We start from the raw sequence: 13,877 nt of genomic DNA, 5'->3' as shown, positions 1-13,877 counted from the left end.
GTCGGCGCGAGGTCTCCGCGCCGCGTAGGCTCGGGAATCATGGCGATCGGTTCGACAGTCCACACGTTCGAGATGCAGCTCGCCGACACCGATCGCGGCGTGTACGAAGACGTCTCGCTCCGGGCGGCCCGGCATCCGTCCGAGACCGACGCATACATGCTCACGCGCGTCCTCGCTTACGGGCTCGAGTTCGCCGAGGGCGTCGCGTTCGGCGGCAGCGTCTCCGAGACCGAGGAGCCCGCGGTTCTGGTGCGCGACCTCACGGGACGGATCACCGTCTGGATCGAGGTGGGCGCTCCCGATGCCGCACGACTGCATCATGCTTCCCGCCTCGCGGAGCGGACGGTGGTCTATACGCACCGCGACCCGGCCAAGGTCATGGCACCGTGGGCCGACAAGCGCATCCACAACGCCGAGGACATCCGGGTCTACAGCTTCGATCCCGGCTTCATCGACACCGCGACGCCCCACCTCGCGCGGCGGAACACCCTGACCCTCACGGTCACCGAGCGGGTCCTTTACCTCGACCTCAACGGCACGACCATGACGACGGCACTGCACGAGCACACGCTCGGCTGACACGCGTCCACAACTCAGGAGGCCGGGCGTGGGAAGGCCCCGGAACCGCGGTTCCCGGGCCTTCGAATGCGCATCTCCTGAGTTGTGAACGCGATCAGGACGTGAGCTCGGCGGCGGACGGGGCGCGGCCGGCGATCTCCTCGATCACGTCGTCGTCGAGGCGAGCGTGCTCGAACGGGGCCTCGATCTCGGCGCGACCGAGCAACTCGGTCATCCGACGCTGGCGCTGACGTGTGATGAGCGTGACGACGCGGCCCGAACGCCCCGCACGACCGGTGCGACCCGAGCGGTGCAGGTAGGTCTTGTACTCGTCCGGCGCATCGGCCTGGACCACGAGGTCGATGTCGTCGACGTGGATGCCGCGAGCGGCGACGTCGGTGGCCACCAGCACGTTCACCCGGCCCGAGGTCAGCTTCTCCAGGTTCCGCGTCCGCTTGGCCTGGTTGAGGTCGCCGTGCAGAGACACCGCGGGGATGCCGGCGTCGTCGAACTGGTCGGCCAGCATCTCGGCGTAGGCACGGGTGCGGGCGAAGACGAGCGTCTTGCCCTCCCGGTCGACGAGGGAGGTGAGGATGTCGGCCTTATCGCGGTGCTCGATCACGAGCACCCGGTGCTCGATCGTGCTGGACTCCTGATCCTCACCGGCGACCTCGAACACGGCCGGGTCCACGAGGAACTCGTCCACCAGCGCCGCGACCTCGCGGTCGAGGGTCGCGGAGAACAGGAGCTTCTGGCTGCCCTCGGCCGTGCGGCGGAGAATGCGCTGCACGGGTTCGACGAATCCGAGCTCGCACATGTGGTCGGCCTCGTCCAGCACCGCGATCCGGCAGTCGGAGAGGTCGAGCTTGCCCTGGTTCATCAGGTCCTCGACACGACCGGGGGTGCCGATGACGATATCGACGCCCTTCTTCAGCGCGCCCACCTGACGTCCCTGCGGCACGCCGCCGTAGATCTGCGTCGTGAAGAGGCCGACGCTGCGGGCGATCGGCTGGATGGTCCGGTCGATCTGCAGCGCGAGCTCGCGCGTCGGAGCGAGGATGATCGCGCGCGGCGCACGGCCGAACTCGCGGCGCTTGCCTGCCTGCGACTGCAGCACCCGCTCGACGAGCGGTGCGCCGAAGGCGATGGTCTTGCCGGAGCCCGTGCGTCCGCGGGCGAGCACGTCGCGCCCCTCGAGGACGGCCGGGATGCTCGCCGCCTGGATCGGGAACGGCGTCGCGGCGCCCATGTTGTTCAGGGTCTCGGTGATGTTCGAGCCGAGGCCGAGGTCGGCGAAGGTGACGCCCTCGACCTCGACGGCCTGCACGGCCTGTGCCTCGAGGCGCTCGTGGACGACGTCGTCGGCCTGCTCGAACGACGCCTTCGGCTTCGCGTTCCAGTCGCTGCGGGTCGGACGCTCGTCACGCGGAGGGCGCTCGTCGCGACGCGGGCGCTCGGTGCGATACGCCCCTCCGGTCGACGGCCGCTCGCGGCCCCCCTCGAAGGAGCGCTGCGTGCGGTCGCGGTCGAAGGAACGGCGCGCACGGGCGGCGTCGTAGGAACGCTCGCCTCCCTGATCGCCGGCGCGGCCGCGGTCGTCGCGTCGGTCGGCCCCGCGGGGGCGGTCGTCACGGTCGAACCGAGGACGCTCGGTCCGGCGGTCGTCGAACCGCGGACGTCCGCCGTCACGGTGGTCGCCGTCACGGAATCCCTGGCGTGCGGAACCGCCCCGGTCGTCGCGACGGGGACGGGCGTCGAACCGCGCGGTTCCGGCACGGTCGCCGTACCGCGGACGCTCGGAGCGGTCCTCGAACCGGCCTCCCGTGGTGCGGTCGTCGCGGCGGTGCGGGGCCTCGCGGCGCCCGGACTCCGCACGGTTGCGGATGTTGCGGGCCTCGTCGCGGCCGGCGCGCTCCTGGGAGCTCCACCGACGCTTCGGGGCACCGGACTCCGCCTCGTCCGGACGGTAGCCGCGGTGGCCGGGGCTGCGGCTCCCCGGGCGGCGGTCGTAACCGCTCGTCGCGCGACCTTCGCGGTCGTCGCGGGCGGGGCGCTCATCGCGCGCCGCGTCCCGACCGCCGGACGGACGGTGACGGTCGTGGAACGATGTCTTCTTGGCGCCGTAGCGCGGCTCGAAGTTCGCGGCGGCGCGACCGCCGCGGGGCTTCTTGTTCTTGGGCATTCGGGTGTCCTTCTTGCGTTCTCGCACGAGAACAGCGCTGCGCGCACGCGCAAGCACTCCGACGAGGGCGGAGTCCGGACGATCTGCGGCCGGGGCCATTCCTGTGATGGTTGATTCACGTCGATCGACGTGCACCATCGGCCCCTGGACTCACACTTCACACACTGAAAAACGTCCGCGCCCTGCGCGGGTGTCCGAAGCCGACCAGTCCATCCTACTCGCCGACTCTGGGAGACCCCCGCACTCCTGCGGCCTCCGGCCTTACGATGTCGAGGTGAACTCCGTCTCCCCCACCGGCACCCAGGTCCACCTCCGTCTCGGTGACGTGACCGCACAGATCGCCCAGGTCGGCGCCTCGCTGCGTCGCCTGCGCATCGGCGAGGTCGATCTCATCTCGCCGTACCCCCTCGACGTCCCCACACCGTCCTGCTCCGGAGTCGTGCTGGTGCCCTGGCCGAATCGCATCCGGGACGGGCGGTGGGACGATGACGGAACGAACCGCCAGCTCTCCCTCAGCGAGCCGAAGACGAACACCGCCAGCCACGGGCTCCTCCGCTACACCGCCTACACGGTCGAGCAGACGGAGGGCGCCGCGACCCTGAGCGCGACGGTGTTCCCGCAGACGGGATACCCGTACCTGATCGAGACGTCCGTCGCTTATGTCCTCACCGCGGACGGCGTCGAGGTCACGCACACTCTCACGAACTGGTCCGACGCTCCGGCTCCGGTCGCTCTCGGCACGCACCCGTTCCCGACCATCGGCGACGTCGACCCGCACGATCTGATGCTCCGCGTCCCCGCCCGTACCGCGTTCGAAACGGACGACCGGATGCTCCCGATCGGCACCCGCCCCGCCGATCCGGCCCTCCGCGAGGGCCTCCGCGTCGGCGACGTCTCCCTCGACACCGGGTTCACCGACCTCGAGCGCGACCCCGACGGACGGGTACGGCACACCCTCACCGCCCCCGACGGTCGCGCGATCACCCTCTGGCAGGGCGAAGGCTTCGACTTCGTGCAGGTGTACACGGCCACGAACTATCCCGGCACCCCGCTGGCGGTGGCGATCGAGCCGATGACGGCCCCGGCGGACGCGTTCAACAGCGGCCTCGGCCTGCGCCGCCTGGCTCCCGGCGAGACCTGGACCCTGGAGTGGGGCCTCTCCTTCGCCTGACCGCGGTTCACGACTCAGGAGAACCGCTCGCGAAAGCCCCGGTCCCCGTCTGACGGACGGGAACCGGGGCTCTTCTCCTGAGTTGTGGACGCGCGGCGGCTAGTCGCCGTGCTGCTCGCGGAGTTCCCGACGACTGACCGGGGTGCCGTCCGCGTGGACGGGCACCGGCGGGGCGTCCTGATGCTCGTCCTTGCGTGCCCGACGCCGCTCCCGCGCTCCCTCGACGAGGTTGTACAGGGTCGGCAGCACGATGAGCGTCAGCACCGTGGACGAGACGAGGCCGCCGATCACCACGATGGCGAGCGGCTGCGAGATGAACCCGCCGTGCCCGGTGATCCCCAGCGCCATCGGTGTGAGGGCGAGGATCGTGGCGAGCGCGGTCATGAGGATGGGACGCAGACGCTTCTCCCCACCGGCCATCACGGCCTCCGCGGTCGACAGTCCCTTCTCCCGGTACTGGTTCACGAGATCGACGAGCACGATCGCGTTCGTCACGACGATACCGATGAGCATCAGCACGCCGATCAGCGAGGCCACGCCGAGAGGCACACCCGTCACGATCTGCAGCAGGATCGCACCGGTCGCCGCGAACGGGACCGAGATCAGCAGCAGCAGCGGCTGACGGAGCGACTTGAACGTCGCCACCATCACGACGTACACGATGAGGATCGCGGCGAGCATCGCCAGGCCGAGCTGCGCGAACGAATCGGCCTGCTGCGAGGCGACGCCGCCGACCTCTGCCGAAGCGCCGTCGGGAAGGTCGGCCGCGGCGAGCGCCTCGGTGACCGACTGGGTGGCGACCGCGAGGTTGTCCGAGGCGGGCGGCACGGTGACCGTCGAGGTGCGGCGGCCCTGCTCGGTGGTGATCGAGGTGGGACCGTTGCGCTGCTCCACGGTCGCGATGTCCTGCAGCGGCACGATGCCCGTAGCCGTGGGGATCGCGAGCTGCTGGAGGGCGGCGACCGTCGTCGGCGGCTCCGGGTTGACGAGGTACACGGTCAGCGCGGTGTCGTCGATCTCGACCGAACCGATCTGCTGCGGACGCATCGTGTTCGACACGATCGTGCCGACGGCGACCTCGGACAGTCCGACCCGCGCGGCGGCCTCACGGTCAACGACCACGGCGATGTAGGGCAGCGCCTCGGCGAGGTTGTCCGTGACCTGCCCGATGCCCTCCCGGCCGTCGAGCTCCTCCACCACGGCGGAGGTCGCAGTGGCGAGGTCATCGCCGTTCGCCGCCGTCACGGTGATCTCGATGTCACTGGATCCGAAACCGGCGGACGCCGCGACGGTGACCTCGCCGGCCTCGTCGCCGAGGCCGTCGATCGCGTCCTGGACCTCGGCGCGCAGCTTCTCCTGGTCGGCGTCTCCGTCGGTCAGCACGGAGTAGGTGATCCCCGCCCCGCCGGAGAAGGCGTCACGAAGGGCGGAGCCGCTCGATCCGATCGACGCCTGTACGTGCTCGATGCCGTCGATGTCGAGGAGGGCCTCCTCGACGGGAGCAGCGGCGTCGGACTTCGCCTGCAGGCTCGCGGTCGGCCCGAGGTCCTGCGTCACGGTCATGGTGTTCTGACCGGAGTCGCTGAGGAAGTTCACCTTCATCAGCGGCGCGGCGGCGAGGGTTCCGGCGAGGACGACCACGGCGAGCGCCACCGTGAGGCCCGAGTGCTTCAGCGTCCAGCCGAGGATCGGGCGGTAGCCGCGCTGGAGCGTGGTCGGCGGCGCGGCGGGGTCTTCCGGGTCGATCGCGTTCCCGTGCTCGTCGAGGAGCGGCTTGCCGGGCTTGAGGAACCAGTAGGCGAGCACCGGCACGATCGTCAGCGCCACGAAGAGCGAGGCGACCATCGCGATCGTGACCGTCATCGCGAACGGACGGAACAGCTCGCCCACCATGTCGCCGACGAACACGATCGGCAGGAACACCGCCACGGTCGTGATGGTCGACGCGGTGATGGCCGCGGCGACCTCCCGCACCGCGAGCCGGATCGCATCGCCCTTGTCCGCGTCGCCGACGTAATGGCGCTTGATGTTCTCGATCACCACGATGGAGTCGTCGACCACGCGGCCGATCGCGATCGTGAGCGCCCCGAGGGTCAGCACGTTCAGGGAGTAGCCGAACGCCTGCAGCCCGATGAACGTGATGAGGACAGAGGTCGGGATCGAGATCGCGGTGACCAGCGTCGAGCGCACCGACAGCAGGAACACGAGGATCACGAGCACCGCCATCACGAGGCCGAGGAGGCCTTCCGTGGCGAGGGTGTCGATGGACTGCACGATGAACGGTGCCTGGTCGAACACAACCGTGAACTCGGCATCGGGCAGCGCCTCCCCGATCTCGTCGAGCGCGGCGAGCACCCCCTGCGACACCTCGACTGTGTTCGCGGCGGGGAGCTTGGTGATCGAGATCGACAGGGCGTCCTCGCCGTCGACGCGGGAGATCGAGGTCACCGGGTCGGACACCTGGGCCACGGTCGCGACGTCTCCGATCGTGAGCTCCGTGCCGACCAGGGGCAGGGCGGCGATCTCGTCGACCGAGGTGATCTTGGCGCCGGTCTGCACCGTCAGCGTCTCGCCGTCCTCGGTGATGTCGCCACCGGGGAAGAGCGTGCCGTTCTGCTGCAGTGCCGTGGTGATCGCCTGCGTGCTCTGCCCCGCCGCCGCGAGCTTCGCGGCGTCCGGCGTGACGGTGATGCGTTGTCCGACGCCGCCGACGATCTCGGCCGCGTTCACCCCGTCGACATCCTCCAGGTCGGGGATCGCGACGCTCTCGAGCTGCGCCTGGGCGTTGTCCGCGTCCTCGAACCCGGTGACCGCCACCTGGATCACCGGGAAGTCGTCGATCGACACCGAGAGCACCTGGGGCGTGACGTCCTCCGGCAGTTGCGAGGAGATGCGGTTGATCGCCTGCTGGATCTTCTGCTCCGCGGTCGCGAGGTTCGTGCCGTAGGAGAACATCGCCTGCACGATGGACGCGTTGGTCGTGCTCGTCGCCGTCGTCGACTCGAGGTCGGGGACGCCCTGGATCGCGGACTCGATCGGCGTGGAGACGTCGTTCTCGACCACCTCCGGGGAGGCGCCGGGGTACGTGGTCATGACCACGAGCGCCGGCAGCTCGAGCGACGGGATGAGCTCCTGTTTCAGGTTCGTGAGCGCGAGGCCGCCGAACACCGCGGCGACGATCGTCACGAGCGCGATCAGCGCTCGGTTCTTCAGGCTGAGGATGGCGAGTTTCGACAAGGCGGGGTCCTCGGTGTCAGGGGGTGGCGGTCGCTGCGGATGGGAGGGAGAGAGGTTCTCCGAGGATCCGCGCCAGTGCGGATTCGAGGAAGGACTGTTCGAGATCGACGTCGCGGATCTGCGTGCTCCACATGACGCCGTCGATGAAGATCATCGCCGCTCGGGCCCGGTCGGCGCCATAGGTGGGCTCCAGGAGCTCGACGAGACGGTCCGACAGGTGCCGGGCGAGCTCACGCAGACGCGGGTCGTGGACGGCTGCCGTGACCACGGCCCGATCCGCTTGCACCGCGTGCCCGTCGCGGGCGCTCTCGTACACGAGCGCCGCGATGACGTCCGCCCCCGCTCCGCGTTCGACGAGAGTCTGCCGCACGCCGTCGAGCCGGCATTCGATCTCGTCCGCGAGAGACCGGAAGGCGGCGGTGCGCAGGTCGTCGAGGGTGTCGAAGTACTGGGTGGTCGCGCCGAGCGGCACTCCGGCTCTGGCGGCGACCATGCGATGGGTGATGGCGTCGGCCCCGACCTCGACGATCAGTTCGGCGGTCGCGGCGACGAGCTCTCGGCGGCGCGCTTCGGGGTCACGTCGTCGACGCAGACTCTCCGCCACCGCTCACCTCCTGGACGCGCGTACATGTACGTTTGTACATTTGCTCCGGTGTGAACTCCCTGAGAGCCGCTCCGTCAGGCTCGTCCTCCCGCGACGCCGGATCACTTCCGCACCCCGGACGCCCGTTTTCGGCTCCTTTTCGCACTCGCACGCACCGCCTCCCCCCGGGGGCGCGGGGACCTCCTGTGGCAGTGCGGGGAGCGGGATCGGAAAGGCGCCTGCGGGCTGCGCGCGGGGTGCCATATTGGGCTCCCCTGCCCGAGGGACGACCCGGGGCAGGGGGCTCGGGGCGTGCGGGACGGGAAAGGGGCGCGGAAGGCGCGGCGAGGGTGGCGATATTGCACCCCCACCGGAGACGGAGGGGACGACGGGGCGGGGCCGGGGGAGGGCGGGCCGGGGTGCGGGATCGGAAAGGAGCGTGGGAGGCGCGGCGGGGGTGGCATATTGCACCCCCACCGGAGACGGAGGGGACGGGCAGGGCGGGTCGGGGGGTGCGGGATGGGACGGGAAAGGGGCGCGGGGGGCGCCGTGGAGGTGGCATATTGCACCCCACGGGGGTGGGGGTCAGGACGAGGCGGTGGAGGAGAGGGAAGAAGAAGGGGAAGAAGGGGGAAGAAGGAGGAGAAGAAGGAGAAGGAGGAGAAGAAGGGGAAGAAGGGGCGGGGGCGGGGGACTGGCCGCGGTCGAAGTAGGCGACGAGGTCGGGGTCGAGCGGGGGACGGAGATCGCGGAGCCGTCGCCCCGGAGGGACGCGGTGGCGAGGATCCCGGCGGCCACGGCCTCACGCGCCGCGACAGGGGAGGTCGCCGTGAGACCACCGTGCCGCACGAACCGGAGGAACTCCGCCACGAGCAGCGCGTCGGCCCCGTCGTGTCCGGCATCGGGCACCTCGGGCACGATGAACACCTCGTCCGCGTCGGCCGCCCCGGCATGCCGGCGGTTCCACAGCTTCACCTCACTGCCGGCCACATCGCCGAAGTTCTCGATGCGCCCCTCCGTGCCGATCACCGTGTAGTTCCGCCAATAGTCCGGGGTGAAGTGGCACTGCTGGTACGACGCGAAGATCCCGCCCTCGAGCCGCAGGTTCACCATCGAGATGTCCTCGACGTCGACGACGGGGTGGAGTCCCGTGAGCGCGGTCGGCGGCCAGTTGTCCATGCTGAACCAGTCGGGCATCCGCTCCCCCGTGCGGTCCCGCCGATCGGTGATGTCGCCGTAGACGCTCAGGCCGCCCATCGCCGCCACCTGCTCGGTGTACGCGCCGGCCAGCCAATGGATGATGTCGAGGTCGTGCGCTCCCTTCTGCAGGAGGAGTCCCGTGGTGCGGCTCCGGTCGGCGTGCCAGTCCTTGAAGTAGAAGTCGCCGCCGTGCCCGACGAAGTGCCGCACCCACACGGCCTTGACCTGACCGATGCGGCCGGCCTGGATGAGCCTGCGCATGAGGGTGATCACGGGCATGTGCCGCATGTTGTGGCCGATGTAGAGCCGGGTCCCCGTCCGCCGGGCGGTCTCCAGCATGCGGTCGGCGTCGGCCAGGTCGATCGCGAGGGGCTTCTCACAGAAGACGGGGACCCCGGCCTCGAGAGCACGGATGGTCAGCGCGGCGTGCGTGTCGTCCGGGGTCAGCACCATGACCGCGTCGACCCCGGACGCGAGCAGCTCGTCGAGGGAGTCGGTGATGAGCGCGTCGGGGACGAGCGCCCTGGCGTCCTCACGGGCGCGCGGGGCGAGGTCGCAGACGGCGGTGATGCGGGAGCCGTGCCCCGGCCGGTGCACCTCTTCCTGGAGGGTCGAGCGCGCGCCGAAGCCGATGATGCCGATGTGGAGGTCCAACAGAAGTCCTTCGTGACAGAGGGGGAGAATGGGGACGGCTCAGCGGCCGCGGGGCGCCGGGGCGTCGAGGTCGGTCGAACCGCCGGGGATGAGCGCCCAGGGGAACTCGTGCAGCGCGCCGGGTGAGGGGTCGCTCTCGAGCGCCCGCTCCACGATGATGCGCGCCTGACGCTCGTAGAAGTCCGTGGGTCCGACGGTGGTGAGGGTGGGGGCGATGAGCTGCGCGTCCGGGGTGTTCCCGACGCCGATCACCGCGACGTCGTGCGGCACGCGGAGCCCGAGCATGTGCGCGGCGTTGATGGCTGCGATTGCGGCGAAGTCGGTCGTCGCGTACACGGCCTCCGGGCGGTTCTCCCGCGACAGCAACTCGATGGCAGCGGTGAAGGCGCTGGCCTGCGTCTCGGCATAGGTCACGGTCCATGCCGGGTCCGGCGGGATCCCGGCGGCCGCCAGCTTCTCGACGTACGGCGTGTACCGCGTGACGCGCGTCCCCGCGAGGCGGACCGCGCCCTCTGCGGCGATGCAGCCGATGGCCGTGTGCCGCTCCAGCAGGTGGTCCATGGCGAGCTCGCATCCCGGTATCGCATCCGAGCGGATGACGTCGAACCCGTCCGGCTCCAGGTGCTCCGAGAACACCACCAGGCGCTGGCCGCGCTTGACGAGGTCGCCCAGCCGCCGTGCATCCGCCTCGTCCAGCCCGACGCCGTCGAGATAGGCCACGTCGCTCTCGACCCGGTCGAGGGCCGCGTGCCAGTCGCCGTCGGCGAGGATGAGCGTCGTGAGGCCGTGCTTGTTCGCCTCGGCGTTCACGGCGTCGGCGACCGCCAGCGACCACGGGTCGCTCAGCATGTGGAGGGAGAGCTGCACCATGCCGCTGCGGCCGGTGCGGATCGCCCTGGCCGCCGTGTTCGGACGATAGTTGAGCTCGTCCGCCGCGGCGAGCACCCGCGCTGCGGTGGCCTCGGCCACGCCCGCCCCGCTCGCCCCGGCGCGCCCGGAGAAGACGTACGACACGGTCGCGGTCGACACTCCGGCCCGCTCGGCCACCATCCGCAAGGTCGGACGGCGGCCCGGGGCGTGCTCACGCTGTGCCATGTCTCAGCCCTTCGTCCCGCTGAACGCGATGCCCTGGATGAACTGCCGCTGCAGGATCATGAACGTCACCAGCATGGGCAGGGTCGCCAGCAGGGCGCCCGCCATGAGCACCGGGTAGTCGGTGCCGTGGATGCCGACGAGCTGCGAGAGTCCGACCGACAGCGGCATCTTCGCCGGATCGGTCGTCACGATCAGCGGCCACAGCAGATCGTTCCAGGACCACAGCACGGTGAACACCACAAGTGCGATGATGCCAGGCTTCGCGAGCGGAACCATGATCCGCCAGAAGGTCTGCCACGGATTCGCCCCGTCGATGCGCGCCGCCTCTTCGAGCTCGGCAGGCATCGAGAGGAAGAACTGCCGCATCAGGAAGGTCCCGAAGGCGCTGAAGATGCCGGGCACGATGAGCGCCTGCAGCGAGTTCAGCCAGCCGAGCGACTGGATGATCTCGTACTGGGGCAGCAGGTAGAGCTGCGACGGCACCATGAGCACCGAGAGGAACACGACGAACAGGGCGTTCCGGCCGGGGAAGGCGATGCGCGCGAAGGCGTAGCCCGCCATGGTGCACAGCGCGACCTGCCCGACCGTGCGGCCGACGGTCAGGAGCACGGAGTTCAGGAACATCTGCCCGAAGGGCATCGAGTCGAAGACCTCGGCGAAGTTGGTGAAGACCCATTCCCGCGGGAGGAGCGACGGCGGTACCTGCACCGAGTCCGACAGCGTCTTGAACGAGGTCAGCAGCTGCCACACGAAGGGGAACACCATGAGCGCGGCGCCCAGGATCAGCACGAGGTGCACGATCCACAGTCCGCGGTTCCGGGGCGTACCCGCCGTCCGCGATCGTGCGGGGGCCGCACCGACGACCGCACGGGTGTCGAGGGAGACGTCACTCATAGTGCACCCACTTCTTCTGCAACCGGAACTGCACGATCGTCAGCACGAGGATGATCAGCAGCAGGAGGAAGGCGACCGCGGCCGCGTAGCCACGGTCGTTGTCGAGGAAGCCCGCCTCATAGAACAGGTAGACGACCGTGCGGGTGTTCGGCATCGCGGGGTTGCTGCGGCCGAGCATCATGTAGATGAGGTCGAACACCTGCAAGGCCCCGATCACGCTGATGACGCTGACGAAGAAGATCGAGGGCGACAGCAGCGGGATCGTGATCGAGAAGAACTTCCGCACCGGTCCCGCGCCGTCGAGGTCGGCGGCCTCCATGATCGTGTCGGGGATGCCCTGGAGTCCGGCGAGGAAGATGACGATGTTGGTCCCGAGCCCCGCCCAGATGCCGACGACGGCGATCGCGATCAGCGCGGTGTTCGGGTCGGTCAGCCAGCTCCGTCCCTCGATGCCGACGGCACCGAGGGCCGAGTTCAGCACGCCATAGTCGCCGTTGTAGATCATGCGCCAGACGAGGGCGATCGCCGCGGGCATGGTGACCACGGGGATGAAATAGAGGGTGCGGTAGGCGCTGCGGCCCTTGAGACCGGTGGTGTTCAGCAGTGCGGCGATCGCGACCGCGAGGGGGATCCCGATGAGGGCGATCACGGTGTAGACCGCGGTGTTGCGCAGGGCACCGAGGAGCTCCGGGTCCTGGGCCAGCCGCACGTAGTTCTCGAACCCGATCCACTCGGAACCGCCGAACGGGCCCGACTTCGTGAAGGAGATGATAAGCGTGCGCACGGTCGGCCACAGGTAGAACACGGCCAGGCCCAGGGCGGTGGGGCCGAGGAAGACGAGGGCCCACCACGGTGAGGTGCCGGGGGTGCGGCGGCGCCGGCGGACACCGGAGGGCGAGGCCTCCGGTGTCCGCCCGGCCGCAGGGGCGACCGTGCGAGGCGCGAGGGCGGTCATGCCGTCACTCCTGCTCGGCGTCCAGCGCGGTCTGCATCTGCGCGGCGAGATCCTTCAGACCGTCCTTCGGGGAGACCGCTCCGGACCACACCTGCGACAGCACCTCGCTCTCGATGCTCGTCCACGCGGAGGTGTTCTTCGACACGGGGTACGGGACGGCGGTCTCCAGTGCGTCGATGTAGACCTGCAGATCGAACTGCGGCAGCGCGTCGACCCACGCCTGCTGCGTGCCGTTGAACGCCGGGATCACGGTGCCGGTCTCGGCCTGGATCTTCGCCGCCTGCTCACCGCTCGCGAAGGCCGCGAAGTCCTTGGCCTCCTCCACGTGCGCGCTCTTGGCGTTCGCGACGTTCCCGACGCCGTGGATCACGCTCTGGTTGCCCTCCGGCCCGGCGGGCAGCGGGGCCACGTCGACGCTCGTGCCGATGTCGGCGTTGTCGGCGTAGGCGATGGCGGCCCACGAACCGTTCTGGAACATGGCGACCTTGCCGGAGAGGAAGAAGTCCTCCGGGTTCGTGTCGGTCATCTGCTGCGCGGAGGGCGAGGAGCCGTCCGCGATGAGATCGGTCCACAGCTCGATGCCCTCCAGGGCCTCAGCCGATCCGTACCCGCTCTCCGTCCCGTCCGCCGAGATCACCTCGCCGCCCGCCTGCGCGATGGAGTTGTAGAAGTTCTCCTGGCCGTACTGGCTCGCGGCGACGCCGAACTGCCCCTTCGCGGGGTCGGTCAGCTTCGCGGCCGCGGCCCGGAAGTCGTCCCAAGTCCAGCCCGCGCTCGGGTACTCCACACCGGCCGCGTCGAACAACGACTTGTTGTACCAGAGCGCGACCGTGTCGAAGTCCTTGGGGGCGCCGTAGAGCTCACCATCGTAGGTGTAGAGGTCGACGAGCCCCTGGGGGTAGTCGGAGGTCTCGACGCCGTCGAGCGGGGCGAGCTGCCCGTTCGAGGCGTAGAGCTGGAAGTTCGGGCCGTTCATCCAGAAGACGTCGGCGGCCGAGCCTCCCGTCACCGCGGTCTGGAGCTTGGTGAAGTACTCCTTGTACGGCGTGACCTGGATCTCGATCGTGACGTTCGGGTGCTCCTCGGTGTAGGCGGCGGCGATGTCCTCCATCGCGGGCTTCTGGTTCTCGTCCCAGATCGCGTAGCTGAGGGTGATGTCGCCGCCCGAGGACTCCCCCGTGGCGGAGGACGAGCAGGCGGAGAGTGCCAGGACGGCGGCCGCGGAGGCGGCGAGAGCGCCGAGGGCGCGGCGGGAGGTGCGGGGCATCGAGGTCTCCTTTGACGGGTGCACGAGAAGGCGGTGCGCGATGTTAACCGTTTAGCGTTAAACGATTAGCAGCGAGAATAG

The 13,877-nt window shown here is 69.7% G+C and carries 9 protein-coding genes and 1 pseudogene; 2 read left to right on the top strand and 8 right to left on the bottom strand.

Annotated elements, in window-relative coordinates:
• Positions 1 to 39: 39 nt before the first annotated feature.
• Positions 40 to 579: a YaeQ family protein gene (locus FY549_RS06530; RefSeq protein ID WP_149084328.1), complete on the top strand. Its 540-nt coding sequence runs from the start codon at positions 40 to 42 to the stop codon at positions 577 to 579.
• 94 nt (positions 580 to 673) lie between these two features.
• Here FY549_RS06530 and FY549_RS06525 read toward each other — a convergent pair whose 3' ends face one another.
• Positions 674 to 2,740, bottom strand: coding sequence for a DEAD/DEAH box helicase (locus FY549_RS06525; protein ID WP_149084327.1), 2,067 nt, complete (start codon positions 2,738 to 2,740; stop codon positions 674 to 676).
• 274 nt (positions 2,741 to 3,014) lie between these two features.
• Between FY549_RS06525 and FY549_RS06520 the strand changes: the two genes are divergently transcribed.
• Positions 3,015 to 3,911 carry an aldose 1-epimerase family protein gene (locus FY549_RS06520; RefSeq protein WP_149084326.1) on the top strand — a complete coding sequence of 299 codons (897 nt, stop codon included), beginning with the start codon at positions 3,015 to 3,017 and terminating at the stop codon, positions 3,909 to 3,911.
• Between the two features lie 99 nt (positions 3,912 to 4,010).
• On the opposite strand, the gene FY549_RS06515 is transcribed toward FY549_RS06520, so the two are convergent.
• The 7 genes and pseudogenes from FY549_RS06515 to FY549_RS06485 form a co-directional block, all read right to left on the bottom strand.
• Positions 4,011 to 7,148 carry an efflux RND transporter permease subunit gene (locus tag FY549_RS06515; protein WP_149084325.1) on the bottom strand — a complete coding sequence of 1,046 codons (3,138 nt, stop codon included), beginning with the start codon at positions 7,146 to 7,148 and terminating at the stop codon, positions 4,011 to 4,013.
• A 16-nt stretch (positions 7,149 to 7,164) separates the two neighbouring features.
• Positions 7,165 to 7,752 carry a TetR/AcrR family transcriptional regulator gene (locus FY549_RS06510; protein WP_149084324.1) on the bottom strand — a complete coding sequence of 196 codons (588 nt, stop codon included), beginning with the start codon at positions 7,750 to 7,752 and terminating at the stop codon, positions 7,165 to 7,167.
• A 673-nt stretch (positions 7,753 to 8,425) separates the two neighbouring features.
• Positions 8,426 to 9,585: pseudogene (locus FY549_RS06505) on the bottom strand (Gfo/Idh/MocA family protein); the annotation flags it as partial.
• A gap of 39 nt (positions 9,586 to 9,624) precedes the next feature.
• Complete coding sequence (locus tag FY549_RS06500; RefSeq protein WP_149084323.1) at positions 9,625 to 10,680, bottom strand: LacI family DNA-binding transcriptional regulator; 1,056 nt, start codon at positions 10,678 to 10,680, stop codon at positions 9,625 to 9,627.
• A gap of 3 nt (positions 10,681 to 10,683) precedes the next feature.
• On the bottom strand, positions 10,684 to 11,574 hold the full coding sequence (locus tag FY549_RS06495; RefSeq protein WP_149084322.1) for a carbohydrate ABC transporter permease: 891 nt from the start codon (positions 11,572 to 11,574) through the stop codon (positions 10,684 to 10,686).
• A complete protein-coding gene (locus FY549_RS06490) occupies positions 11,567 to 12,529 on the bottom strand; it encodes a carbohydrate ABC transporter permease (protein ID WP_149084321.1) in 963 nt (320 codons plus the stop codon). Before FY549_RS06490 ends, FY549_RS06495 begins: the two co-directional genes overlap by 8 nt.
• Positions 12,530 to 12,533: 4 nt before the next feature.
• Complete coding sequence (locus FY549_RS06485) at positions 12,534 to 13,796, bottom strand: ABC transporter substrate-binding protein (protein WP_149084320.1); 1,263 nt, start codon at positions 13,794 to 13,796, stop codon at positions 12,534 to 12,536.
• Positions 13,797 to 13,877: the final 81 nt, after the last annotated feature.

Origin of the sequence: Microbacterium sp. 1S1 (genome assembly GCF_008271365.1) — a bacterium.
Classification (GTDB): Bacteria; Actinomycetota; Actinomycetes; order Actinomycetales; family Microbacteriaceae; genus Microbacterium.
The sequence above is the reverse complement of the archived record's forward strand: the minus strand, read 5'-3'. Positions and strand labels throughout refer to the sequence as shown.